Genomic DNA, 22,534 nt, shown 5'->3' with positions numbered 1-22,534 from the left:
GATGCGGACCGCAACATCTGTGATCGCTACGCTGGCGCTGCTGTCGGCGTCCGCGGCCCTCGGGCAGGACAGCGGGGCGGGCAAGCGCACCTTCTCGTCGGGCTACCGTTTCGTCGAGATGACCGGTGAGGAGTTGTTCGCCAATGTCTGCCAGGGCTGTCACATGCCGGATGCCACGGGCGCCAGCGGCGCCGGCACCTATCCTTCGCTCGCCGGCAACAAGGCTCTCGAATCCGGCAGCTATCCGATCTACCTCGTCATCAACGGCCGCCGCGGCATGCCGGCGTTCGGCGACATGATGACCGATGGTCAGGTGGCCGCCGTTGTGAATTATCTGCGGACACACTTCGGCAACAGCTATCAGGACGCGGTGACGACCAAGGACGTTCAGGACGCCCGCCGCTGACCACGCAACTCATGGGGAGAGTTTGATGAAATTGATCGGTATTGTGCTGGGCGCCGCGCTGTCGGCGATGGCAACCGCGGCCTCGGCTGACGTGGTCAGGCATCCGATTCCGAACTCGACATTCCCGATTGCGCAGGCCGTGACGGTCACCGGCAACACCACGACGGTCTATGTCAGCGGCCAGGTGCCCCCTGTCGTCAACAAGGACGCCGACCCGTCGAGCCCGCAGGCCTATGGCGACACCAAGACCCAGACCGTCGGTGTGCTCAACCGCATCAAGGCTATTCTGGAAGGCCAGGGGCTCGGCATGGGTGACGTGGTCAAGATGCAGGTGTTCCTGGTCCACAACGCCTCCGCGCCGATGGACTTCAAGGCCTTCATGGAGGGCTACACCCAGTTCTTCGGCGGCAGCCAGCCGAACTTGCCGGCGCGCTCGGTGGTCGGCGTCGCAGCCCTCGCCAATCCCGGCTTCCTGGTCGAGATCGAGGTGATCGCGGCCAAGGATACTAATAGGGAAGCCAAATAAGGGCTCCAAATAGCATGCGCGAAACTGCGGAGCATGCGCGCGGAAATTGAAGGGCTAGCCGTCTTGCCAAAGCGTGTGCCGCCTGTCTGAATTCGTCGCCGATCAGGTGGTGGAATTCTGGGAGAGCACGATGTCGCACAACGCCCGAAACATGGTTCGATCGCTGCAATTTGCGGCAGCGCTCGCTCCGATGCTGCTCGCGTCTGGCGCCAGTGCGGAAGGGCTGACCGAGCAGCAGCAATTTGCCCGCGGCCTCTATCAGGAGCTGGTCGAGATCAACACCACCACCGCGACCGGCGACACCCAGAAGGCGGCCGAGGCGATGGGCGCGCGGCTCCGTGCGGCCGGCTTCCCCGAGGCCGACGTGCATGTGTTCTCGCCCGCGCCGCACAAGGGTAATCTTGTGGCGCGGCTGCACGGCTCCGGCGCCCGCAAGCCGATCCTCCTGGTCGCCCATATCGACGTCGTGCCTGCGCTGCGCGAGGATTGGACGGTCGATCCGTTCAAGCTCACCGAGCAGGACGGCTATTTCTACGGCCGCGGTTCGAGCGACGACAAGTACATGGCCGCCTCCTTCATCACCAACCTGATCCGCTACAAGAAGGAAGGCTACAAGCCCGACCGCGACATCATCGTCGCCCTCGAGACTGACGAGGAGATCCTCGATGCCAACGGTCTCGGCATGCAATGGCTGATCAAGAACCACCGCGACCTAATCGATGCCGAGTTCGCGCTCAACGAAGGCGGCGGCGTCGGCCTGAAGAACGGCAAGGCGATCCGCAACACCGTGCAGACCAGCGAGAAGGTCTCGATCGGCTATCAGCTCACCGTGAAGGATCGCGGCGGGCACTCGTCGCTGCCGCGCAAGGACAATGCGATCTACCGCCTCGCGGAAGGCCTCGTCCGGCTTTCCAAATACGACTTCCCGATGAATTTCAACGAGACGACGCGGATCTATTTCACCAAGACCGCTGAGGTCGACAAGTCGCATGCCGACGACATCAAGGCCATCCTGGCGCCGCAACCCGACGCGGCGGCGCTGGCGCGGCTGTCGGAGAATCCCGGCTACAATGCGCAGCTCCGCACCACCTGCGTCGCCACCATGCTGGAGGGTGGCCACGCCATCAACGCGTTGCCGCAGCTGGCAACCGCCAAGGTGAACTGCCGGATCCTGCCCGGCGAACCGGTCGAAGGTGTTCAGGCGGCGATCGAGCGCGTGCTCGACGACAAGCAGATTGCGGTGACCCCGACCGGCAAGGCCGTGCTGAGCCCGCCGTCGCCCCTGAACGAAGAGATCATGGGCTCGATCGAGAAGCTGTCGAAGGAGTTTTGGCCGGATGCCGCGATCGTTCCGGTCATGAGCACCGGCGCCACCGACGGCAGCTACCTGCGCAACGCGGGAATTCCGACCTACGGTCATTCCGGGCTCGGCGCCGATGTCGATGACAACCGGAACCATGGCAAGGACGAGCGCGTGCTCGTCAAATCGTTCTATGAAGGGCAGGAGTATCTCTATCGCCTGGTCAAGATGCTCGCCGGCGGGAAATGATGGCTGACAACCAGACAAAGTTGCGGGTAGCGGTCGCAGGTCTCGGTGCGATCGGCACTGATGTCGTCAAGGCGCTCGATCAGGGCATCGAAGGCCTGACGCTGGTCGCCGTGTCCGCGAACAACCCGGACAAGCACCGCGGTTGGGTTGCGGAGCTCAAGTCCGCGCCGAAGCTGGTGACGATCGAGCAGCTGGCTGATGTCGCCGACATCGTGGTCGAGTGCGCCCCGAGCAAGGTGGTCCGCTCGATCGTGGCGCCGGTGGTCGAGCGCGGCAAGACCGCTGTTGTGCTCAGCGTCGGCGCACTGTTGCAGAATGAGGATCTCGTCGATCTCGCCAGGGCTCATGGCGGCCAGATCATCGTGCCGACCGGTGCGCTGATCGGGCTCGACGCCGTGACCGCAGCGGCGATCGGGACCATTCATTCGGCCAAGCTGGTGACGCGGAAGCCGGTCGCGGGCCTGCTCGGCGCGCCGCATCTGGTCGAGAACAACATCAAGATCGAAGGGATCACCGAGCCGCTGCGCATCTTCGAAGGCAGCGCGCGCGATGCCGCCAAGGGCTTTCCCGCCAATCTCAACGTCGCGGTGGCGCTGTCGCTCGCCGGCATCGGCCCTGACCGCACCAGGGTCGAGATCTGGGCGGATCCGACGGTGACGCGCAACACCCACCGCATCGAGGTCGATTCCGATTCCGCGCGGTTCTCGATGATGATCGAGAACATTCCCTCGGAGAATCCGAAGACCGGCCGCATCACCGCGCTGTCGGTGATCGCCTGCCTGCGCAAGCTGCGCGCCTCCTTGCGGATCGGCACATGATGAAGATCGGGCCCGACGACCTGCTGCTGATCATCGACGTGCAGAACGATTTCTGCCCGGGCGGCGCGCTGGCGGTCGCGGACGGCGATGCCGTTGTGCCGGTGGTCAACCGGCTCGCGGCGCGCTTCGACCATGTCGTGCTGAGCCAGGACTGGCACCCGGCGGGTCACAGCTCGTTCGCGAGCTCGCATCCGGGGGCGGCGCCGTTCTCCTCGATCGCCATGCCCTATGGGCCGCAGACGCTGTGGCCGGATCATTGCATCCAGGGCACAACGGGCGCCGCGCTTCACCGCGGGCTTGCGGCCGACCGGGCCGAGCTCGTGATCCGCAAGGGATTCCGGCCCGCGATCGACTCCTATTCGGCGTTCTTCGAGAACGACCGCACCACGCCGACCGGGCTCGCCGGCTATCTGCGCGAGCGCGGCCTGAGGCGCATCGTGATGGCCGGGCTGGCGACGGACTTTTGCGTGCAATATTCGGCGCTCGATGCGCGGCGGCTCGGCTTTGAGACCACGGTCGTGCTGTCCGCCTGCCGTGCCATCGATCTCGGCGGTTCGCTTGCTGTTGCCACCGCCGCGATGCGCGAGGCCGGCGTCGCGCTTGTTGAGGAGATTGCCTGAGCATCGCCAAATGGGGGCGAAAACCATTGTTTTAACTGGCCTTTTGTTCTATTCCCCAGCCGTTGATGACCACGCAGCGGAGCTTTCGTGTCGGGACAGGTTTTGCGGATCGGGACGCGCAAGAGCGCGATGGCGCTCGCGCAGACGGACGAGGTCGCGCGGCTGTTGCGTGCCTCGGCGGCCGACCTTGCCGTCGAGATCGTCAAGTTCGAGACCCGCGGCGATCAAGACCAAACCAGCAAGCTGTTGCGCCATGGCGGCAAGGGCGGCGCCTTCGTCGCCGAGATCCGCGAGGCCATGCGATCAGGCACGCTGCAGGCCGCGATGCATTCCTTGAAAGACGTGCCGGGCAATGAAGAGACGCCGGGCCTCGTCCTCGCGGCCATGCTGGCGCGCGATGCCGCCAATGACAGTCTCGTGCTGCGGCCCGGCCTGTCGCTGGACACCCTGCGCGCCGCGCGCGGCAAGGGCTTCATGATCGGCACCAACGCCGTGCGCCGTGCCGCCTATCTGCGCCGGCTGTTTCCGGAAGCGACCGTGATCCATTATCGCGGCGCCGCCGACACGCGTGTTGCAAAACTCGATCGTGGCGACAAGCAGCGGCTGCCCGATGGCGGCGAGGTGGGGCCGGCCGATGCGCTTGTTATGGCGCGCTCCGGCCTCGAGCGCATCGGCATGACCGCGCGCATCGCCCACGATTTCTCGGTCGGCGAGATGCTGCCCGCGGTCGGCCAGGGCATCGTCGCGGTCGAATGCGTCGAGACCGACTGGGCGACGCGGGCGCGGCTCGCTGCGATCGACAACACAGCGTCACGGCTGGCCGCCGAGGCCGAGCGCGAGGTGCTCTGGGTGCTCAACGGCCATTGCAACTCGCCGATCGCCGGCCACGCGACGCTCGCGGGAGCTGAGATGACGCTGCGCGCCTCGGTGCTGGATGAAGCCGGTGCCGGCTTCATCGAGGTGACGCGGAGTGGGCCCGCCGATCGGCCGCGGGAGCTCGGTCGCGCCGTCGGCATGGAGCTCCTGGAGAAGGGCGCCGCCGAGATCATCGCCCGGACCCGGCCAGACGAGTAGCGTGCTGCTCAGGCGATGTCGGCGAAATCGCCGTGCCGGCCCTTGCCGCTGGCGAAGCGGCGGGCGCCGGCCTCGGTCTCGCCGCTCGCGACCGTCGCAAGCCCGAGGCGGAATTCGTTCAGCGTGGCCTGCTCCCAGCCGAGCTCCCATTGCTCGATCGCGGAGAGCCGGTCGCTGCGCAGCGCCGCCTGCGGCAGGCGGCACAGATCGTGGGCGAGGCTGCGTGCCTCCATGAGCGCGGTGCCCGGTGCGACCACGCGGTTGGCGAGGCCGATCCTTACGGCCTCCTCGCCGGAGACGCCGCGGCCGGTAAGGATCATGTCCATCGCGCGGCTGTGCCCGATCAGCCGCGGCAGGCGCACGGTGCCGAGATCCATCAACGGCACGCCGAAGCGCCGGCAATAGACGCCGAAGGTGGCGTCACGCGCCGCGACGCGGAGATCGCACCAGATTGCAAGCTCGAGTCCGCCTGCCACCGCCGGTCCCTCGACCGCGGCGATCACCGGCTTCGACAGCTTCATCCGCGTCGGGCCCATCGGACCGTCGCCGCTCTCGACGCGGTGGCCGCGATGCCCGGCCGCGGTGCGCTTGAGGTCGAAGCCGGCGCAGAACGCGCCGCCCGCGCCGGTCAGGATCGCGACCGACAGCGACGGATCGCGATCGAAGCTGCGAAAGGCCTGGGCCAGGCCCTGCGCGGTCTCCGGATTGACCGCGTTGCGCGCCTCGTCATAGCGATCGATGGTCACGATCGCGATGGCCTGCTCGGTTCGGTATTTGACGGTCGGGTGGTCCTGCATGCTCGGTCCTCTGGGCAGTGGTGCAACGGGTCAACGCGCGCCGGTGCGGCTGTCGATGATCGCGGCCAGGTTCTGGTGAAAATGCCTGATCGCGCCTTCGAACAGGCCGAAGGTGAAGTGCTCGTTGGCCCGCGTTGCGAGCCCGTGCTGCGCGGCGCAAGCCATCTCGCGATCCTCAGCCGCGCCCGCGGTGACGAAGTCGCGTCCCTGGGCGACCGCGGCGCGGCCATCTTCCGCGGCGATCTGGTTCGACAGCGTGTAGGTAACGAGCCGGGTGCGGTCCACCGCGAGCGGCTCGAGCACCGTCATCAACCGGTTGGTCGGGAAGGTCGACAGCATCACGTTCGGGAACAGGTGATAGACATGCGTCAGCATGCCGGCCGTTCTGCGCTCGCGTGGCGGCACGTTGCGCAGCTTCTCGATGCGCCGATAGGGGAAGCTGATCCGGCTGTTGCGCCCGAAGGCCTCGATCACGTTGAGATTGTCGTATTGCAGCGGATAGAACGTATCCTGATGCGTCGACCGGATGTGATAGCCTTCGAGGAAGCCTTCGGCGACGATCTTCCAATTGGCCTCAACCTCCTGCGATGCGGTCGAGTAAAGCTTCCAGTCGTCACCGAACAACGCCGGCATGCCGGTCGCGTCCGAGGTTGCGGCGGGATTGTCCTGCGCGACGAACACCAGGCCATCGCGTTCGATGCAGGTGACAGGCACAAGGCCGTGCGTGTTCTTGTCGAGCCCGGGAAAACCATGGTCGTCGGGGACACCGCGCAGCCGGCCGTCGAGGCCGTAGGTCCAGCCGTGATAGCGGCAAGTCAGCGCCTTCTTGCAGCCCGCGCCGTCGACAAGCTGCACGCCGCGGTGCCGGCATGCATTGCGGAACGCACGCGCAATGCCGTCGGCGCCGCGGATTGCGACAACGGGCGTCAGCGCCGCGTCGCGCGCAACATAGGCGCCGGTCTCGGCGAGCGCGGCGGACGGGCAGAACGGTGTCAGCGTGCGGCGGAACACCTGTTCGATCTCGGCCGCGAAGCGATCCTGCGACTGATAATGCGCGACGGGCTCGTGCCAGACGCCGTCGCTGAGATCGGTCGATTTCGCATCGATATGCCTGAGGATGCGCTCAACGATGGCGGCTTCGTCCGCGAGCTGTGTCGTCATCGCCGTTCTCCCTACATTGGCCGGACTTGCCGCCCGGTCCCGCTTCAGGGACAGACTCTCCCATTGTCCCGCATGCGACAAGCGAAAGGAGCCCGGCTCGCATGAATGACATTCATCTGAAGTGGATTTTCCACGCGACATCGGCGGCGGCCGGCCGTTAGGATCGGCCGATGAGCAGGAACAACCCAAGGCCGGGCCGCCGGCCCGCAGCGCAGGAGCGGGACGACCTCGCTGCCGCGAGCCTCAGGCCGGCGCATCTGCTGGCGCTGCAGGCGTTCGACGTCGCGGTCAGGCTCGGCAGCTTCAAGGAGGCCGCCGGCGTGCTGAACGTCAGCGCCTCGGCGATCAGCCATCGCATCCGCAATCTCGAGGTCCATCTCGGCGTCGCGCTGTTTCATCGCGCCCATCGCGTTACCAGGCCGACCCATGCCGGCGAGAAGCTGGCTGCTGCGACCGGCCGCGCGTTCGCGTTGCTGGCGCAGGCGGAGTCGGCGGTCGAGGCGGCCGGTCAACGCCGGCTGCGGCTCAAGGTGCTGCCGCAATTCGCGTCGGCCTGGCTGATCCCGCGGCTATCCGCGTTCCTCACCCGGCATTCCGAAATCGATCTCGCGATCGAGACCTCCAACCGCAATGTCGATTTCGACACCGAGACGTTCGACGCGGGCATCAGTTTCGGGCCTGACAAGCCCGAAGGCGTCGTCGCGCATCGCCTGATGGAGGTAAGAACCGTTCCGGTCGGCGCACCGGCGCTGGCGCGGCGGTTGAAGCTGCGCACCGCCGCCGACCTCGGTCGCGCCGTGCTGATCCACGTCACGACATTTCCGGCAGCCTGGCCGCTGTGGTTCAAGCATGCCGGCGAGCCGGCGCCGGCCGCGGCGCGCGCGATCTCGGTCGACAGCTTTGTCGCCGCGCTGCAGGCCGCCGAACGCGGTGCGGGCGTTGCGCTCGCGCTCGAGCCCTTCATCGCCGAAAGCGAACGGCGCGGCACGATCCGCCGGCTCCTGCCGGTCGGCCACGTCACCGGCAGCTACTGGCTGGTTCATCCGCCGGGCGCGCAGCGCAATCGCGCGCTGCAGACCTTCAAGAAGTGGCTGCTCGCCGAGATCGCCAAGCCGGACTAGTTCGCCTGCAGTGGCCAGCTTCCGATGATGCGGAAGCGTGATGCGCTGTCCGTCTGCTTGAATAGCGCGATGCGGTCGATTGCGAGCGTCGCAAGCTCGATCGCCGCGAATCGCTCGCGCAACCGTGCCACGATCGGGCCGCGCCGCTCGTCGCTCAGCCGTCCCGTCAGCGTCATGTGGAAGCGGAATTCCTCCATGACGTAGGGATAGCCCCAGCGGTCGAGATAATCGCGCTGCCGCTCGGTGAGACGTTCGGGTTTGCGCCGCGCGCGATCTTCCGGCGTCAGAGGCGCACGAAAGGTGTCGAATTCCGCGACGCAGTCGGCGGCAAGCTGCTGCAGATCGTCGGAGCGGCTCGCCGGGATCACGGCAATGAAGCCGCTGATGGCGTCGACCACCGGTTCGATCACGGGAATCCGCCGGGCCTGGCCGGCGAAGGCGGCGCAGGCATCGAGCAGTTCGGCCTCAGTCCTGCCATCGGCGAGCGCGGTTGGCGCCTTCAGCGTGGCGTGGAAGCCGTATTTGCGCGGGTCCTCGGTGACCTCGCGCCAGTCGGGTGCAACGCCGTCGGGAAACGGCAGGTCGCGGCCGTCAACGGCGTCGTAGCCGAGCAGCGTTGAGCCAAAGCGGTGCAGGGCGCTGTCGCGTGACGGCGCATAATAGATCGCGTAGCGTGGAGTGTTGGCCATGGGGCTGAGCTACGCCGCCGCAACCGTCTTGCGCGGCGCGAGCGAATGAACGAGGCAGCTCGCATCCGCCAGATGTACCAGGTGTCCCGCCACGATCACCGCGACGATACGCGGGCGCAGCGGCACCTTGTCGTCGACGACGATGATGTCGGCGCGGCGGCCGGCGGCGAGCACGCCGCGATCGGCGAGTCCCGCCGCGCGCGCCGGCGCCGAGGAGATCAGGTCCCAGGCCTTGGTCATTGGCAGGATGCCGTCGGCGGCGAGCCGGAACGCTGCGAGCAGCTGCGCCGGATAATAGTAGTCCGAGGCCAGCACCGAGCAGAGGCCCTGCGCGATCATGTCGGATGCCTTGGTCCAGCCGGTGTGGCTGCCGCCGCGCACCACGTTGGGTGCGCCGAACACGATGAAGTCGCCGGCCGCGGCGGCGTCGCGCGCGGTCTCTTCATTGACGGGGAATTCGGCGATCGTGGCGCCCAGCGCGCGAAACTCCTGGCGCATCGCCGGGCTGTTGTCGTCATGCGAGAGCATCCGGATATCAGCCGCGCGTGCGGCCGCCGCAAGCCGCGCGATCGAGGCGGGCACCTCGGCACGGCGCGACACGATCCGATCGAGCATGTCGTTGACGGCCTCGAGCGAGAGCCCGGTGCGCTCAGCCAGCTGGTTGCGCTTCTTCGGCTTGACATTGCTGTGGTCGTTGAAGGCGAACAGGTCGATGCGGCCTTCGGTGAGCCATTGAATGATCTCGGCCTCGGCTTCGAGATTGTGGGTCTCGTGGCGCAGATGGAAGCGCGTGTCGGCGGCAAGCTGCGGCCGCAGCGCCTCGATCGCATCGAGTAGCTTGCGCGCATTTTCCGCGCTGCGCAGGCCGGGCTCCCACGACCACGTCGTGCCATGGAAGACGGTGGTGATGCCGTTGGCGATCGCCTGCCGGTCGCTGTCGATCAACGCCACGTCGGTCGGGAAGTCGACGCTTGGCCGCGGCATCATCTGCCGCTCGAACGCATCGCCGTGCAGATCGATGATGCCGGGCAGCACCAGCAGGCCGCGGGCATCGATGTGGAGCGCGGCGCGGCCTTGCTCGGCGTCGAGCGCGCCGATGTCGCGGCCCGAGGTCCGCAGCGAGGTCTCGACCAGGGCACCGTCAACCAGCGTGCGTCCGCCCTCGATGAAAATGTCCGTCACGATGCGGCGCTCCGTTGCTTGTCCTGTGATTGGGATACGGCCTCGGCCTCATACTTGTCGAGGAATTCCTCGACCGCCAGCCTGCGAAAGTCGGGCAGGACACGACGAAGTGTTTCGTGATCCCAATCCCACCACGCGAGCGCAGTGAGGCGATCCGCTGTTGCCTCGGAGAAGCGCCGCTTCACCGGACGCGCCGGATTACCGGCAACGATGGTATAGGCAGGGACATCCTTGGTCACGATCGCGCCGGCGGCGACGACCGCGCCGGTTCCGACGTTCCGTCCCGGCAGTAAAATCGCGCCGTGACCGATCCACACGTCATGGCCGATATGCACGTGATGCGCACGTCGCCAGTCGAAGAAGTCGGTGTCGTCGCTCTCTCCGGGAAAATAAGCGCTGGCGCGGTAGGTGAAATGTGCCTGAGTCGCGCGATGCATCGGGTGGTTGCCGGGATTGATCCGCGTCATTGCCGCGATCGAGCAGAACTTGCCGACCGAGGTGTAGGTGATCTGGCTGTCGTTCACGACGTAGGAATAGTCATCCATGCTGACTTCAAGCAGGATCGTGCGCGCGCCGACCTCGGTGTATTTGCCGAGCTTGCTCTCGCGCACCGACGCAGTCGGGTCGACAGTCGGCACAACCGAGAGTGTTTTTCCGGCCATCAGGGCCTCCGCAAATCTCGAAGAATCTTGGGCTTCCGTGGGATGCGCGCTCGTCATCGGGATGCTTGATGACAACATCATGACGTTGCGATGACGGCAAGGGAGCGACGCGCGAGGGTGTGTACGATCGCCGCACCGCGGCGCAGCCGTCACATAACTGTAAAACGCCGGGGATAGCGATGGCCCAACGCGACGCGGTTGGAGCATTACATGCTGGTGGTGGAAGGGTTGACGTGCCGTTTCGGCGCAAAAGCCGCAGTCGACAACGCTTCCTTTTCGATTGCGCCGGGCAGCTTTGTCGGCGTGATCGGTCGCTCCGGTGCCGGCAAGTCGACGCTGCTGCGGATGATCAACCGTCTCGCCGATCCGACCTCCGGCCGTATCCTGTTCGAAGGCACCGATGTCACCGCGCTGCGCGGCAAGGCGCTGCGCCAGTGGCGGGCGCGCTCGGCGATGATCTTCCAGCAGTTCAATCTGGTCGGCCGTCTCGACGTGCTGACCAATGTGCTGATGGGCCGGCTCGCCCAGATCCCGTCATGGCGCTCGCTGGCGCAGGTCTGGCCGGAGCAGGACAGGGCGCTGGCGCTGTCTGCGCTCGAGCAGTTCGACATCGCCCAGCTTGCGGCGCAGCGCGCCGACCAGCTCTCGGGCGGTCAGCAGCAGCGCGTCGCGATCGCCCGCGCGCTGGTGCAGGAGCCCGACATCATTCTCGCCGACGAGCCGATCGCCTCGCTCGATCCGCGCAACACCAAGATCGTGATGGATGCACTGCTGCGCATCAACAAGCATTTCGGCATCACCGTGCTCTGCAATCTGCACTCGCTCGACCTCGCGCGCACTTACTGCGACCGCCTGGTCGGCATGGCGGCCGGCCGCGTGGTGTTCGACGGAGCGCCGGCGGCGCTCACCGACCATATCGCCCGCGAGCTCTATGACCTCGAGGCCAATGACGTCATCGGCGCAGCACCGCTGCCGGCGCCCGACGGCGCAACTGCTCCGGCGCTCGGCACCGCAGCCGCGGCCTGAGCGTCGCATCACCGAAAATCTGGACGACCGGGCATTTCGCCCGGCCAACAGGCGTAACTACCAAAGAGGGGTAACATGATCACTCGTCGCATCATTCTGGCCGGCGCAGCCGCACTGGCATTCGCCGGCTCGGCTTCGGCCGAGGACTGGAAGGCCAAATATCCGGAGATCACCTTTGCCGTGATCCCGGCCGAAAACGGCTCCGGCGTCACCGAGCGCTACGGTCCGCTCACGGAGTATCTGACCAAGGAACTCGGCATCAAGGTGAACCTGCGCGTCGCCAACGACTACGCGGCCGTCATCGAGGGCCAGCGCGCCGGCAACATCCACATCGGCTATTACGGCCCGGCGTCGTTTGCCCGCGCCCGTCTCACCGGCGTCAAGACCGATGCGTTCGTGATCGACGTCAATGCCGATGGTTCGAAGGGCTACTATTCGGTGTTTTACGTGCTCGCCAAGAGCCCGTACCAGAAGGTCGAGGACCTCAAGGGCAAGAACCTCGGCCTGGTCGATCCGAACTCGACCTCGGGCAACAACATGCCGCGTTTCAAGCTGAACGCGACGGGCATCGATCCGGAGACCTATTTCTCCAAGGTGGTGTTCACCGGCAGCCACGAGAACGCGGTGCTGGCGCTGGCGCAGGGCACCGTCGACGTTGCCGCCAACTGGTGGAATGCCGACGACGATTCCAACCTGACCCGCATGCTCGCCAAGAACATGGTGAAGTCGAGCGACGGCACGCCGCTGAAGAAGGAAGACTTCCGGATCATCGTGAAGTCCGACCTGATCATCAACTCGCCCTACGCTTACCTCGAGAGCCTTCCCGACGACATGAAGGCGAAGATCAAGCAGGCCTTCCTCGACATGCCGAAGAAGGATCCGGAAGCCTTCAAGAAGCTGTCCGACGGCAAGAACCTGCCGTGGCAGACGGTCACCAACGCCGACTACGACAAGACCATCGAGCTGATCAAGTTCGTCGACGCCCTGCGCAAGAAGGGCTCCTGATCACACATCGTCGCTGACTTGGGCCGGGTTTCGACAACCCGGCCCTTTTCGTTCATCCATCCAGCAGACTGGCCCGCATCGATGGCGACCGCCATATCCATCCTTCCATCGCAGCAACTGGCGACGCTGAACGATGCCTATCGCGAGGCGGTTGCGCGCAAGCGGCTGAAGGCGACGGTGGCGACCGCGGTGTTCTGCGCGGCACTGTTCATCGCCGCGCTCGGCGCCGAAGTGAACCTGCACACGTTCTTCACCTATTTCGGCAACTTCCTCAGTTATTTCGACCGCATCCTGACGCTGGACTCCGGTGCGCGGGTCTGGACCGACCCGCTGGAATGGTTCTGGGGGCTGAAGAAGTGGCTGCGCCTGCTCGGCGAGACGCTGCTGATCAGTTACGTCGGCACCCTGACCGGTGCGGTGTTCGCCTTCATGCTGAATTTCTTTGCCGCCCAGAACACTTCGCCGGGACCGTGGGTGCGCTTCATCATCCGCCGGCTGCTCGAATTCGCCCGCACAGTGCCCGGCATCGTGTTCGCGCTGATCTTCGTGATCGCGTTCGGCCTCGGGCCGATGGCCGGCGTGCTGGCGATCGCGATCCACACCACCGGCGCGCTCGGAAAACTGTTCGCCGAGATCGTCGAGAATGCCGACATGAAGCCGGTCGAGGGCATCCGCTCCACCGGCGCCAGCTGGCTGTCCTGCATGCGCTTTGCCATCCTGCCGCAGGTCTCGGCGGGCTATGCCAGCTACGCGCTGCTGCGCTTCGAGATCAACGTCCGCGAAGCGTCGGTGATGGGCTTCGTCGGCGCCGGCGGCATCGGGCAGGAGCTCGTGGTCGCGATCCGCAAGTTCTACTATTCCGACGTCAGCGCCATCCTCGTCACCATCATCGTCACCGTCTTCATCATCGACATCTCGACCGGCTGGCTGCGCGGCCGGCTGTTCGGCAAGGAGACCCGCCGATGAGCCAGATGCCGAAACCGGACACCGCTGAGTTGCGCGGAAAATATCCCGGCGTGTTCGAACGTCCGGCGTCGGCGCGGCTGGCAATGCCGGCCATGATCGCCGCAGCGCTCGCGATCTTCGTCTACGGCCTGGTCGATCTCGACTTCTCGCCGACCAAGCTGATCACCGGGATGAGCCAGCTCGGCTGGATCACCATGATGATGATCCCGCCGAACCCCGGCTCATCGTTCCCGCTCTACATGCAGGCGCTCGGCGAGACGCTGTCGATCGCGCTGCTCGGCACCACGCTCGCAGCGCTGTTCGCGCTGCCGGTCAGCCTGCTGGCGGCGCGCAACATCATCCCGTCCAACCTGATCCGCTTTCCGGTGCGCCGTTTCCTGGACTCGATCCGCGGCGTCGATACGCTGATCTGGGCGCTGGTCTGGATCAACGTCGTCGGCCTCGGCCCGTTCGCCGGCGTGCTGGCGATCATGGTCTCCGACTTCGGCGCGTTCGGAAAGCTGTTCTCGGAGGCAATCGAGGCGGCGGACCGCAAGCAGGTCGAGGGTATCCGTGCCTCTGGCGGCAATGCGCTGCATGAGATCCGGTTCGGACTGCTGCCGCAGGTGCTGCCGGTCATCGCAGGCCAGGTGCTCTACTTCATCGAATCGAACACCCGTTCCGCCACCATCATCGGCATCGTCGGCGCCGGCGGCATCGGCTTGCAGCTCGCCGAGCAGATCCGCGTGCTGGAATGGCAGAAGGTGTCGTTCCTGATCCAGATGATCCTGATCGCGGTCGCCGCGATCGACTTCATCTCCAGCAAGCTGCGCTTTGCCATCATCGGCCAGCGGGCGGTAGCATAGCTTCTCCTTTCGCCTCTCCCCGCGTGCGGCTGCCGCCATTGCGCGCAGCCAAAATAACGAAAACAACCCCATGCAAAGGAGCCGGCGGTCGCCGGCATTCGACAAGGCAACTTGACGCGTCGGGCAACTCAGGGATAGATTTCCAGTATTCCGAAATCGTGCGGAGCGAGCGCGTATGCCGTCAACCGTTCTCGACCAGGAACTCCATGCGCTCGGCGGCGAAGCGCGAGCGCTTGGTCACCAGCGGCTGGTCCAGCATATCGACGTCGGTCGCGTCGACCACCAGCACCGGCCGTCCCAGCGGCAAATCAAGCCGGGCGGCGTCGGTCGCATCGACAATCGCCGCGGTGATCCGGGTCGACGCGCGGTGGTAATCCTTCACGCCGTAATGCGCGAGCAGCTTGGTCATCGAGTGGACGTTGGCGAACACGCTGCCGGCATCGGGAAACCGCTCGGCCGACAGCCAGGTGGTGGAAACGCAGATCGGCGTCCGGTCGGCGAGCCGCACCGCTTCGATCCGGATCAGCGGGGCGCCGATCTTCAGGCCGAGTTCGCGCGCGATCTCGCGGTTGGCAATATCCTCGCCGGCATCGATCAACTGGCCGCGCGGCTCGTGACCACCGGCGCCGACGATTTCGGAAAATCGCGTGCGTGAGCGCAAGGGATAGGCCAGGCGCTGAGCTTCGACATAGGTGCCGCTGCCGCGCTCGGCGCGCACCAGGCCGCGCTCGGCCAGTGCGGCGAGCGCGCGCCGCACCGTGTGGCGGTTGACCCGGTACGTCTCCGCGATCTCCATCTCGCCCGGCAGCTTTTCGCCGGCGGCAAAGCGGCCGTCAGCGATGCCGCGCTCGATGCCGTCGGCAACTTGCCGCCACAAGGCGACGCCGGAACTTTCCTGCATGCTCATCGCGCGGTGATACCAGAAATCTTCGGCTTGTCACGAAACAGTCATGGCGCTCGGCTATCAAGTTGTCTATTAACATAGACAACTTGATGCACGCAAGGTTGCACATGAGTTCGACCAGTTCGACCGGACCAAACAGCAAGCAGGCCCAGCGCAAGGCTGCGATGACGGTGCTCGCGCACTCGGCCGCTGCCGACATCGCAGGCCGGCTGGCGGCGATCGCGATCCCGAAGCACGAGAACCTGCGCGAGCCGGAGAACGGCCTCGTGATGCTGCGCGGCCGGGTCGGCGGCGACGGCGCGCCGTTCAATCTCGGCGAAGCGACGGTGTCGCGCGCGGCGGTGCGGCTTGCGAGCGGCGAGGTCGGCTTCGGCTACACGCTCGGCCGTGACGCCGAGAAGGCGCGGATGATCGCGCTGTGCGACGCCATGGTGCAGTCGGCGGAATTGTCCGGCGAGGTGGAGGCCAAGGTGATCGCGCCGCTGCGTGCCGCTGTGGATGCCGAGCGCAGCCGCAAGGCGGCTGAGACCGCGGCGACGAGGGTCGATTTCTACACGATGGTGCGCGGTGAGGGATGATGCAATGACGACGATTGCCGAAATGCCCGCAGGCTTTGCCGACAAGGTGCTGTCGGCGCAATCAACGTTCCGCTCCGTGATGGATGCGATGGCGCGCCCGGGCAGCGTGCAGCGCGTCGCCGCTGATGTCGGAACGCCGGCCGGCATGATGCGCGGTTCGGCCGCGATTGCGCTGACGCTGTTCGATCACGACACGCCGATCTGGCTCGACGCCGCGATGTCGGCGACGCCGGACGTCGCGCGATGGCTGAAATTTCACGCCAGCGCGCCGGTGATCGCGGATTCCTCGATCGCGAGCTTCGCGCTGATCGGCGATGCCGCGAACCTGCCGGCGCTGGAGCGCTTCGCGTTCGGCAGCAGCGAATATCCGGACCGGTCGACCACGCTGATCCTGCAGGTCGACAGCCTGACCCAGGGGCCGGCCTTCGAGCTGAAGGGACCGGGCATCGACGGCAGCGCGGTGCTGCAGGCGATGATCAAGCCGCGCGACCTGTTCCAGCGGCTGTCGATCAACGAAGCCCTGTTCCCGCGCGGCATCGATGTCGTGCTGGTCCATGACGACAAGATTGTCGCGATTCCGCGCACCACGCGGCTGATCGCAAGCGGAGTGTGAGCGATGTATGTAGCCGTCAAGGGAGGCGAGCGCGCCATCGAGAACGCTCATCGGCTGCTGGCGCATGAACGGCGCGGCGATCGCGATGTGCCCGAGGTGACGCTGGCGCAGATCTCCGAGCAGCTCGCGCTCGGGGTCGATCGCGTGATGACCGAAGGCTCGCTGTACGACCGCGAGCTTGCGGCGCTCGCGATCAAGCAGGCGCGCGGCGACTTGATCGAGGCGATCTTCCTGGTGCGCGCCTTCCGCGCCACGTTGCCGCGGTTCGGCGCCACCGAGCCGGTCAACACCGGCGACATGCAGGTGTGGCGGCGCATCTCCTCGACCTTCAAGGACGTTCCGGGCGGCCAGATCCTGGGGCCGACCTTCGACTACACCCATCGCCTGCTCGATCCGCAGCTCGCGGAAGGCTTCGTGCCGGAGCAGCCGATGACGGCGGAGGCCTCGCAGGCGGCCACGCCGCGGGTCACCGACATTCTCGGCCGCGACGGCCTGATCGAGACGTCGCCGCAGGCAGAAAGCGACGCGCCGGTCGGCGACCTCACGCGCGAGCCGCTGAGCTTCCCGGCCGATCGCGACCTGCGGCTGCAGAACCTGGCGCGCGGCGACGAAGGCTTCCTGCTTGCTCTCGGCTATTCGACGCAGCGCGGCTACGGCCGCAATCATCCGTTCGCCGGCGAGATCCGCTTCGGCGAGGTCGAGGTCGAGTTCTTCGCCGAGGATGCAGGCTTCGCCGTGCCGCTCGGCTCGATCGAGCTGACCGAGTGCCAGATGGTCAACCAGTTCAAGGGCTCGACCACCGAGGCGCCGTGCTTCACCCGCGGCTATGGTCTCGCCTTCGGGCAGAGCGAGCGCAAGACCATGTCGATGGCGCTGGTCGACCGTGCGCTCCGTGCGCGCGAGCTCGGCGAGGAGGCGGGGGCGCCGGCGCAGGACGAGGAATTCGTGATGTCGCACTCCGACAATGTTCAGTCGACCGGCTTCGTCGAACATCTCAAGCTGCCGCATTACGTCGACTTCCAGTCCGAACTCGGCCTGCTGCGCAAGCTGCGGCAGGAGTTCGCGGAGGCCAATCAGGCGGTCGAACTGCAGGAGGCCGCGGAATGAACGCGCCGGCATACAATTTCGCCTATCTCGACGAGCAGACCAAGCGGATGATCCGCCGCGCGATTCTGAAGGCGATCGCGATCCCCGGCTATCAGGTGCCGTTCGCGAGCCGCGAGATGCCGATGCCCTATGGCTGGGGCACCGGCGGCGTGCAGGTGACGGCGGCGATCCTCGGTCCCGACGACGTGCTGAAGGTGATCGACCAGGGCTCCGACGACACCACCAACGCGATCTCGATCCGCAAGTTCTTCGGCAAGACCGCGGGAGTCGCGACCACGACCTCGACGACCGATGCGACCGTGATCCAGACCCGGCACCGCATTCCCGAGGCGACGCTGCATGCGGGGCAGGTGATGGTCTATCAGGTGCCGATCCCCGAGCCGCTGCGCTTCCTCGAGCCGCGCGAGACCGAGACGCGGCGCATGCATGCGCTCGCTGAATACGGCTTGATGCATGTCAAGCTGTACGAGGACATCGCGCGCTTCGGCCACATCGCGACCGCCTACGCCTATCCGGTGAAGGTGAATGCGCGCTATGTGATGGACCCGTCGCCGACGCCGAAATTCGACAACCCGAAGATGGACAATTGCGCGGCGCTGCAGTTGTTCGGCGCCGGACGCGAGAAGCGCATCTACGCGATCCCGCCTTACACCACGGTGGTCTCGCTGGACTTCGAGGATCATCCGTTCACGCGCTACCGCTTCAACGCGCCCTGCGCGCTGTGCGGCGCCGACAATTCCTATCTCGACGAGATTGTCACCGACGACAAGGGCGGCCGGATGTTCGTCTGCTCCGATACCGACTTCTGCGAGCAGCGCCAGGCCGCCGGGCATCATGGCACCGAGAGCGCGGCACCGCACAAGGAGAAGGCGCATGTCTGAGCTTTCGAGCCCCGACAACGACCAGCCGCTGCTGGTGGCCGAAGGACTTGCCAAGAATTACGGCCGGCTGCCGGCCTGCCGCGATGTCTCGTTCGCGCTCTATCCCGGCGAGGTGTTGGCGATCGTCGGCGAATCCGGTTCGGGCAAGTCGACGCTGCTGCAGCTGCTCTCCGCGCAGCTCGCGCCGAGCGCGGGCCGCGTCTCCTACCGGATGCGCGACGGCGTGCTGCGCGATCTCGCCGAGCTCGGCGAGGCGGAGCGGCGCTTCTTGTTCCGTACCGACTGGGGTTTTGTGCATCAGGACCCGGCGCAGGGATTGCGCATGGGCGTCTCGGCCGGCGCCAATGTCAGCGAACGGCTGATGGCGGTCGGCTGGAATCACTACGGTCGTATCAGAGACACCGCGTCGACCTGGCTGGATCGGGTCGAGATCGATGTCGGCCGCATCGACGATGCGCCGAAGACCTATTCCGGCGGCATGCGACAGCGGCTTCAGATCGCGCGCAACCTCGTCACCGAGCCGCGGCTGGTGTTCATGGACGAGCCGACCGGCGGCCTCGACGTCTCGGTGCAGGCGCGCCTGCTCGACTTGATGCGCAACCTCGTCAGCGAGCTCGGCCTTGCCGCGATCGTCGTGACCCACGACCTTGCCGTCGCGCGCCTGCTGTCGCATCGCGTGATGGTGATGAAGGGCGGTCGCGTCATCGAGACCGGCCTCACCGACCAGGTGCTCGACGATCCGCGCGAGCCCTATACCCAGCTGCTCGTTTCCTCGATTCTGCCGCCATGAGCTTGCCAATGACCGCGATGATCGAACTTGCCAACGCCGAGAAGACTTTCACCATGCATCTGCAGGGCGGCGTCGAGCTGCCCGTGGTGCGCGGCGTCTCGTTCCACGCCGATCCCGGCGAATGCGTGGTGCTGTCGGGCCCGTCGGGCGCCGGCAAATCCTCGATCCTGAAGATGATCTTCGGCAATTATCGCTGCGACAGCGGCCGAATCGGCATCCGCCACCACGGCAAGGTGATCGACCTTGCGACCGCCGAGCCGCGCCAGGTGCTGAGCATCCGCCGCTCGACCATCGGCTATGTCAGCCAGTTCCTGCGCGCCGTGCCCCGGGTGGCGACCATCGACGTCGTCGCCGAACCCCTGATCGTCAATGGCGTGGCGCGCGAGGAAGCCCGCGAGCGCGCAGGGAAGCTGCTGCGCCGGCTCAACATTCCGGAGCGGCTCTGGTCCCTGCCGCCCTCGACCTTCTCCGGCGGCGAGCAGCAGCGCGTCAACATCGCGCGCGGCTTCATCTCGGACCTGCCGATCCTGCTGCTGGACGAGCCGACCGCTTCGCTCGATGCGGCGAATCGCGCAGTGGTGGTCGAGCTGATTGCGGAGAAAAAGACCAGGGGCGTCGCGATGGTCGCGATTGTCCATGACGACGAAATCCGTCATCTGATTGCCGATCGCATCGTCGATGTGACCTCGTTCGCTGCTGCTGCCTGAAGGACCGTTTGAAATGACTGCCAAGCAAGACACCATCATCGGCAACGCTCGGCTGGTCCTCGCCGATCGCGTGATCGAGCAGGGCTGGGTGGCTATCGTTGACGGCAAGATCGCGGAGTTCGGCGAGGGCAGGGCGCCCGAGGCCGCCGAAGATGCCGGCGGCGACCTCGTGATGCCCGGGCTGATCGAGCTGCACACCGACCATCTCGAGATGCACTACGTGCCGCGGCCCAAGGTGTTCTGGAATCCGGTCGCCGCCGTGATCTCCTATGACGGGCAGCTCGCGACCTCGGGCATCACCACGGTGCTGGACTCGCTGCGGGTCTGGCGCGAGGACGGCGCCGAGGACGTCGATGGCCGCGCCGGCGTGCTGGCGGCGGCGATCTCGGCGGCGCGCGAGGAGAACCTGCTGCGCGCCGATCACTTCCTACATCTGCGCTGCGAGGTGCCGATGCCTGACGTCGTCGCCGAGGCCAAGGAGCTGATCGACCGGCCGGACGTGCGGCTGATGTCGCTGATGGACCACACGCCGGGCCAACGCCAGTTCCGCGACGAGGTCAAGCTGCGCGATTACTACCGTGGCAAGGGCGGCGGCATGACCGACGCCCAGCTCGATGTGCTGTTCGCGCGGCGCTTCGCCTATCAGAAGGAATATGCCGTTGCGAACACCCGCGCGATCGTCGCGTTGGCCCATGAGTACAAGATCCCGCTGGCAAGCCACGACGACACCACCGACGAGAACGTGGTCGACGCCGTCAACGACAGGGTCGCGGTCGCGGAATTCCCGACCACGATGGAAGCCGCGCGGGGCTTGCACGCCGCCGGCATCGACATCCTGATGGGTGCGCCGAACGTGGTGCGCGGCGGCTCGCATTCCGGCAACATCGCCGCCGTCGATCTCGCCAATGAGGGCATGCTCGATATCCTGTCGTCGGACTACATTCCGTCGAGCCTGTTGATGGCGGCGCTGCAACTGCCGCGGCATGTGCCGGCGATCGACCTTGCCTCCGCCGTGCGCACCGTGACCAAGACGCCGGCCGAAGCGGTCGGCCTGTCCGATCGTGGCGAGATCGCGGTCGGCCGGCGCGCCGATTTGATCCGCGTGCACGTCGCGCGTGACCTGCCGGTGGTGCGCAGCGTCTGGCGCGAAGGGGGGAGGGTCGCGTGACCGAAGCGTCCGTGATCGCCGAGCAGCGCGCTGCGATCGGGCCGGGCCGGTTGATCCTGGTGGTCGGACCGAGCGGCGCCGGCAAGGATACGCTGCTTGGGCTGGCGAAAGCGGCCTGCGCCGATGATCGCGACGTCGTGTTTCCGCGCCGTTTGATCACCCGCCAGGCCTCGGCGTCGGAAGACAATGAGGAGATCGGCGCGGAGGCTTTCCAGCAAGCGGCCGCGGCCGGCGAATACGCCATGCACTGGGAAGCGCATGGCCATCGCTATGCGCTGTCGCGGGCCATCAACGACGAGATCCGCGCCGGACGTACCGTGATCGCCAACGTCTCGCGCATGGTGATCGCGGCCGCCCGCCGCAACTATGCCAGTGCCGTTGTGGTGCTGGTCACGGCGCCGCCGGATGTGCTGGCCGCCCGGCTCTCGATGCGGGCGCGCAGCAGCGACGGCCTGCTCGCGCAGCGGCTGGCCCGCACCGTCGACGAGAGCACCTCGACGCCCGATTTCACCATCGTCAATTCCGGCACCGCCGAGTATCACGCGCGACAGCTCGTCCGCATCATCAAGGGCGAACGCTGGGACGAGTGACAGCACACGAGTGGCCACAAAGGAGAACAGCACTGATGTCGGTGATCTCTACGATCGAGCAGCTTGAGGCGATCTACGGTTTCCCGAACGACGCGTCGACCGTGAAGGTCGCCGATCACGTGACGCCGCTCTATCGTGTGCTCATCGAGAAATCACCGTTCGTGTCGCTGGCGACCTCCGGCCCCGAAGGGCTCGATTGCTCGCCGCGCGGTGACCTGCCGGGCTTCGTGCGCATCCATGATGCGAAGACGCTGATGATGCCGGATCGCCGCGGCAATAATCGCTGCGATTCGCTGCGCAACATCGTGCGCGATCCCCGCGTCGGGCTGCTGTTCCTGATCCCGGGATCGGGCAGCACGTTGCGCGTCAACGGCCGCGCCTTCATTATGGCCGAGCCGGAGCTGCTGGCCTCCTTCATGATGGAAGGCAAGGCGCCGCGCACTGTCATCGTGATGAATGTGGAGGAGATCTACTTCCAGTGCGCCCGCGCGATCGTGCGCTCCGACCTCTGGAATCCGGACAAGCGAATCGATCCGGCAACCCTGCCGACGCCGGGCCAGATCCTTGCCGAGATGAGCGAGCACACGGTCGGCGGCGAGAAGTACGATCGGGAATGGCCGGAGCGCGCGCGGCAGACGATGTGGTGATGTCTTGTCTCCCTCGCCCCGCTTTTGCGGGGAGAGGGTCGGGGTGAGGGGTCGTGCCGCGATGACGGTGAGCGTGAGATATGCGGTGAGTCCCCCTCACCC

General features: G+C 66.2%; 26 protein-coding genes. 20 read left to right on the top strand and 6 right to left on the bottom strand.

Features of this window, described 5'->3' with window-relative positions; translation table 11 throughout:
* Position 1: 1 nt before the first annotated feature.
* The 6 genes from ALC15_RS13635 (at position 2) to hemC (ending at position 4,993) form a co-directional block, all read left to right on the top strand.
* Positions 2-406 (top strand): c-type cytochrome, encoded by a 405-nt coding sequence (locus tag ALC15_RS13635; RefSeq protein ID WP_198960987.1) that lies wholly within the window; start codon positions 2-4, stop codon positions 404-406.
* Positions 407-431: 25 nt separating this feature from the next.
* Positions 432-932: a RidA family protein gene (locus tag ALC15_RS13630; RefSeq protein WP_063781815.1), complete on the top strand. Its 501-nt coding sequence runs from the start codon at positions 432-434 to the stop codon at positions 930-932.
* A 130-nt stretch (positions 933-1,062) separates the two neighbouring features.
* The gene (locus ALC15_RS13625; RefSeq protein WP_063781818.1) at positions 1,063-2,481 is read left to right on the top strand and encodes a M20/M25/M40 family metallo-hydrolase; all 1,419 of its coding nucleotides are present in this window, start codon (positions 1,063-1,065) and stop codon (positions 2,479-2,481) included.
* Positions 2,481-3,299, top strand: a complete 819-nt coding sequence (locus ALC15_RS13620) for an aspartate dehydrogenase (RefSeq protein WP_050627660.1) — start codon at positions 2,481-2,483, stop codon at positions 3,297-3,299. Before ALC15_RS13625 ends, ALC15_RS13620 begins: the two co-directional genes overlap by 1 nt.
* The gene (pncA, locus tag ALC15_RS13615; protein WP_050627770.1) at positions 3,299-3,919 is read left to right on the top strand and encodes a bifunctional nicotinamidase/pyrazinamidase; all 621 of its coding nucleotides are present in this window, start codon (positions 3,299-3,301) and stop codon (positions 3,917-3,919) included. The genes ALC15_RS13620 and pncA overlap by 1 nt, the downstream gene beginning before the upstream one ends.
* Before the next feature lie 102 nt (positions 3,920-4,021).
* Positions 4,022-4,993 (top strand): hydroxymethylbilane synthase, encoded by a 972-nt coding sequence (gene hemC, locus ALC15_RS13610; RefSeq protein ID WP_094193866.1) that lies wholly within the window; start codon positions 4,022-4,024, stop codon positions 4,991-4,993.
* Positions 4,994-5,001: 8 nt separating this feature from the next.
* On the opposite strand, the gene ALC15_RS13605 is transcribed toward hemC, so the two are convergent.
* Together ALC15_RS13605 and ALC15_RS13600 are read right to left on the bottom strand one after the other, a co-directional pair.
* A complete protein-coding gene (locus ALC15_RS13605) occupies positions 5,002-5,790 on the bottom strand; it encodes a crotonase/enoyl-CoA hydratase family protein (protein WP_050627659.1) in 789 nt (262 codons plus the stop codon).
* 30 nt (positions 5,791-5,820) lie between these two features.
* On the bottom strand, positions 5,821-6,951 hold the full coding sequence (locus tag ALC15_RS13600) for an aromatic ring-hydroxylating oxygenase subunit alpha (RefSeq protein ID WP_063781814.1): 1,131 nt from the start codon (positions 6,949-6,951) through the stop codon (positions 5,821-5,823).
* 170 nt (positions 6,952-7,121) lie between these two features.
* Here ALC15_RS13600 and ALC15_RS13595 point away from each other — a divergent pair, with 170 nt between their 5' ends.
* Positions 7,122-8,072: a LysR substrate-binding domain-containing protein gene (locus tag ALC15_RS13595; protein ID WP_244486056.1), complete on the top strand. Its 951-nt coding sequence runs from the start codon at positions 7,122-7,124 to the stop codon at positions 8,070-8,072.
* Here the strand turns inward: ALC15_RS13595 and ALC15_RS13590 are convergent.
* From ALC15_RS13590 to ALC15_RS13580, 3 genes are read right to left on the bottom strand one after another with little or no spacing between them, the layout of a single operon-like run.
* Positions 8,069-8,761: a DUF1045 domain-containing protein gene (locus tag ALC15_RS13590; RefSeq protein ID WP_050627658.1), complete on the bottom strand. Its 693-nt coding sequence runs from the start codon at positions 8,759-8,761 to the stop codon at positions 8,069-8,071. The two genes, ALC15_RS13595 and ALC15_RS13590, sit on opposite strands and share 4 nt — an antisense overlap.
* A gap of 9 nt (positions 8,762-8,770) precedes the next feature.
* A complete protein-coding gene (locus ALC15_RS13585; RefSeq protein WP_050627657.1) occupies positions 8,771-9,943 on the bottom strand; it encodes an alpha-D-ribose 1-methylphosphonate 5-triphosphate diphosphatase in 1,173 nt (390 codons plus the stop codon).
* On the bottom strand, positions 9,940-10,605 hold the full coding sequence (locus tag ALC15_RS13580; protein WP_050627656.1) for an LbetaH domain-containing protein: 666 nt from the start codon (positions 10,603-10,605) through the stop codon (positions 9,940-9,942). The genes ALC15_RS13585 and ALC15_RS13580 overlap by 4 nt, the downstream gene beginning before the upstream one ends.
* A gap of 210 nt (positions 10,606-10,815) precedes the next feature.
* Between ALC15_RS13580 and phnC the strand changes: the two genes are divergently transcribed.
* From phnC to phnE (ALC15_RS13560), 4 genes are all read left to right on the top strand, one after another.
* Entirely contained in the window at positions 10,816-11,631 is an 816-nt protein-coding gene (gene phnC, locus ALC15_RS13575) for a phosphonate ABC transporter ATP-binding protein (RefSeq protein WP_021076809.1), read from the top strand.
* 75 nt (positions 11,632-11,706) lie between these two features.
* Positions 11,707-12,636, top strand: coding sequence for a phosphonate ABC transporter substrate-binding protein (phnD, locus tag ALC15_RS13570; RefSeq protein WP_050627655.1), 930 nt, complete (start codon positions 11,707-11,709; stop codon positions 12,634-12,636).
* An 81-nt stretch (positions 12,637-12,717) separates the two neighbouring features.
* On the top strand, positions 12,718-13,602 hold the full coding sequence (gene phnE, locus ALC15_RS13565) for a phosphonate ABC transporter, permease protein PhnE (protein WP_050627654.1): 885 nt from the start codon (positions 12,718-12,720) through the stop codon (positions 13,600-13,602).
* Positions 13,599-14,447, top strand: coding sequence for a phosphonate ABC transporter, permease protein PhnE (gene phnE, locus ALC15_RS13560; RefSeq protein WP_050627653.1), 849 nt, complete (start codon positions 13,599-13,601; stop codon positions 14,445-14,447). The genes phnE (ALC15_RS13565) and phnE (ALC15_RS13560) overlap by 4 nt, the downstream gene beginning before the upstream one ends.
* Before the next feature lie 181 nt (positions 14,448-14,628).
* Here phnE (ALC15_RS13560) and phnF read toward each other — a convergent pair whose 3' ends face one another.
* The gene (gene phnF / locus ALC15_RS13555; protein ID WP_050627652.1) at positions 14,629-15,354 is read right to left on the bottom strand and encodes a phosphonate metabolism transcriptional regulator PhnF; all 726 of its coding nucleotides are present in this window, start codon (positions 15,352-15,354) and stop codon (positions 14,629-14,631) included.
* 104 nt (positions 15,355-15,458) lie between these two features.
* Here phnF and phnG point away from each other — a divergent pair, with 104 nt between their 5' ends.
* The 9 genes from phnG to ALC15_RS13510 are packed head-to-tail and all read left to right on the top strand — an operon-like array spanning position 15,459 to position 22,432.
* Positions 15,459-15,929 carry a phosphonate C-P lyase system protein PhnG gene (phnG, locus tag ALC15_RS13550; protein ID WP_094193865.1) on the top strand — a complete coding sequence of 157 codons (471 nt, stop codon included), beginning with the start codon at positions 15,459-15,461 and terminating at the stop codon, positions 15,927-15,929.
* A 4-nt stretch (positions 15,930-15,933) separates the two neighbouring features.
* Positions 15,934-16,542 (top strand): phosphonate C-P lyase system protein PhnH, encoded by a 609-nt coding sequence (gene phnH / locus ALC15_RS13545; RefSeq protein WP_050627651.1) that lies wholly within the window; start codon positions 15,934-15,936, stop codon positions 16,540-16,542.
* A gap of 3 nt (positions 16,543-16,545) precedes the next feature.
* Positions 16,546-17,649: a carbon-phosphorus lyase complex subunit gene (locus tag ALC15_RS13540; protein ID WP_050627650.1), complete on the top strand. Its 1,104-nt coding sequence runs from the start codon at positions 16,546-16,548 to the stop codon at positions 17,647-17,649.
* Entirely contained in the window at positions 17,646-18,530 is an 885-nt protein-coding gene (locus ALC15_RS13535) for an alpha-D-ribose 1-methylphosphonate 5-phosphate C-P-lyase PhnJ (protein WP_050627649.1), read from the top strand. Before ALC15_RS13540 ends, ALC15_RS13535 begins: the two co-directional genes overlap by 4 nt.
* Complete coding sequence (gene phnK, locus ALC15_RS13530) at positions 18,523-19,320, top strand: phosphonate C-P lyase system protein PhnK (protein ID WP_050627648.1); 798 nt, start codon at positions 18,523-18,525, stop codon at positions 19,318-19,320. Before ALC15_RS13535 ends, phnK begins: the two co-directional genes overlap by 8 nt.
* 8 nt (positions 19,321-19,328) lie before the next feature.
* A complete protein-coding gene (gene phnL, locus ALC15_RS13525; protein ID WP_050627647.1) occupies positions 19,329-20,027 on the top strand; it encodes a phosphonate C-P lyase system protein PhnL in 699 nt (232 codons plus the stop codon).
* A gap of 13 nt (positions 20,028-20,040) precedes the next feature.
* Positions 20,041-21,195 (top strand): alpha-D-ribose 1-methylphosphonate 5-triphosphate diphosphatase, encoded by a 1,155-nt coding sequence (locus tag ALC15_RS13520; RefSeq protein ID WP_050627646.1) that lies wholly within the window; start codon positions 20,041-20,043, stop codon positions 21,193-21,195.
* Positions 21,192-21,785: a phosphonate metabolism protein/1,5-bisphosphokinase (PRPP-forming) PhnN gene (gene phnN / locus ALC15_RS13515; RefSeq protein ID WP_050627645.1), complete on the top strand. Its 594-nt coding sequence runs from the start codon at positions 21,192-21,194 to the stop codon at positions 21,783-21,785. The genes ALC15_RS13520 and phnN overlap by 4 nt, the downstream gene beginning before the upstream one ends.
* 35 nt (positions 21,786-21,820) lie before the next feature.
* Entirely contained in the window at positions 21,821-22,432 is a 612-nt protein-coding gene (locus ALC15_RS13510; protein ID WP_050627644.1) for a pyridoxamine 5'-phosphate oxidase family protein, read from the top strand.
* The last annotated feature ends 102 nt before the right edge of the window (positions 22,433-22,534 follow it).

The sequence above is a fragment of the Bradyrhizobium viridifuturi genome, assembly GCF_001238275.1.
Classification (GTDB): Bacteria; Pseudomonadota; Alphaproteobacteria; order Rhizobiales; family Xanthobacteraceae; genus Bradyrhizobium; species Bradyrhizobium viridifuturi.
This window is presented reverse-complemented; position numbering and strand designations above follow the sequence as displayed.

Excerpts from the sequence above, each read along its gene's own strand:
- ALC15_RS13590 (WP_050627658.1), bottom strand. The coding sequence starts at position 8,761 with ATGGCCAACACTCCACGCTACGCGATCTATTATGCGCCGTCACGCGAC.
- ALC15_RS13605 (WP_050627659.1), bottom strand. The coding sequence starts at position 5,790 with ATGCAGGACCACCCGACCGTCAAATACCGAACCGAGCAGGCCATCGCG.
- phnL (WP_050627647.1), top strand. The coding sequence starts at position 19,329 with ATGACCGCGATGATCGAACTTGCCAACGCCGAGAAGACTTTCACCATG.
- ALC15_RS13510 (WP_050627644.1), top strand. The coding sequence starts at position 21,821 with ATGTCGGTGATCTCTACGATCGAGCAGCTTGAGGCGATCTACGGTTTC.
- phnF (WP_050627652.1), bottom strand. The coding sequence starts at position 15,354 with ATGAGCATGCAGGAAAGTTCCGGCGTCGCCTTGTGGCGGCAAGTTGCC.
- phnD (WP_050627655.1), top strand. The coding sequence starts at position 11,707 with ATGATCACTCGTCGCATCATTCTGGCCGGCGCAGCCGCACTGGCATTC.
- phnG (WP_094193865.1), top strand. The coding sequence starts at position 15,459 with ATGAGTTCGACCAGTTCGACCGGACCAAACAGCAAGCAGGCCCAGCGC.
- phnH (WP_050627651.1), top strand. The coding sequence starts at position 15,934 with ATGACGACGATTGCCGAAATGCCCGCAGGCTTTGCCGACAAGGTGCTG.
- ALC15_RS13635 (WP_198960987.1), top strand. The coding sequence starts at position 2 with ATGCGGACCGCAACATCTGTGATCGCTACGCTGGCGCTGCTGTCGGCG.
- phnK (WP_050627648.1), top strand. The coding sequence starts at position 18,523 with ATGTCTGAGCTTTCGAGCCCCGACAACGACCAGCCGCTGCTGGTGGCC.
- ALC15_RS13540 (WP_050627650.1), top strand. The coding sequence starts at position 16,546 with ATGTATGTAGCCGTCAAGGGAGGCGAGCGCGCCATCGAGAACGCTCAT.
- ALC15_RS13535 (WP_050627649.1), top strand. The coding sequence starts at position 17,646 with ATGAACGCGCCGGCATACAATTTCGCCTATCTCGACGAGCAGACCAAG.
- pncA (WP_050627770.1), top strand. The coding sequence starts at position 3,299 with ATGAAGATCGGGCCCGACGACCTGCTGCTGATCATCGACGTGCAGAAC.
- ALC15_RS13520 (WP_050627646.1), top strand. The coding sequence starts at position 20,041 with ATGACTGCCAAGCAAGACACCATCATCGGCAACGCTCGGCTGGTCCTC.
- phnE (WP_050627653.1), top strand. The coding sequence starts at position 13,599 with ATGAGCCAGATGCCGAAACCGGACACCGCTGAGTTGCGCGGAAAATAT.
- ALC15_RS13620 (WP_050627660.1), top strand. The coding sequence starts at position 2,481 with ATGGCTGACAACCAGACAAAGTTGCGGGTAGCGGTCGCAGGTCTCGGT.
- ALC15_RS13600 (WP_063781814.1), bottom strand. The coding sequence starts at position 6,951 with ATGACGACACAGCTCGCGGACGAAGCCGCCATCGTTGAGCGCATCCTC.
- ALC15_RS13625 (WP_063781818.1), top strand. The coding sequence starts at position 1,063 with ATGTCGCACAACGCCCGAAACATGGTTCGATCGCTGCAATTTGCGGCA.
- phnE (WP_050627654.1), top strand. The coding sequence starts at position 12,718 with ATGGCGACCGCCATATCCATCCTTCCATCGCAGCAACTGGCGACGCTG.
- ALC15_RS13595 (WP_244486056.1), top strand. The coding sequence starts at position 7,122 with ATGAGCAGGAACAACCCAAGGCCGGGCCGCCGGCCCGCAGCGCAGGAG.
- ALC15_RS13580 (WP_050627656.1), bottom strand. The coding sequence starts at position 10,605 with ATGGCCGGAAAAACACTCTCGGTTGTGCCGACTGTCGACCCGACTGCG.
- ALC15_RS13630 (WP_063781815.1), top strand. The coding sequence starts at position 432 with ATGAAATTGATCGGTATTGTGCTGGGCGCCGCGCTGTCGGCGATGGCA.
- phnC (WP_021076809.1), top strand. The coding sequence starts at position 10,816 with ATGCTGGTGGTGGAAGGGTTGACGTGCCGTTTCGGCGCAAAAGCCGCA.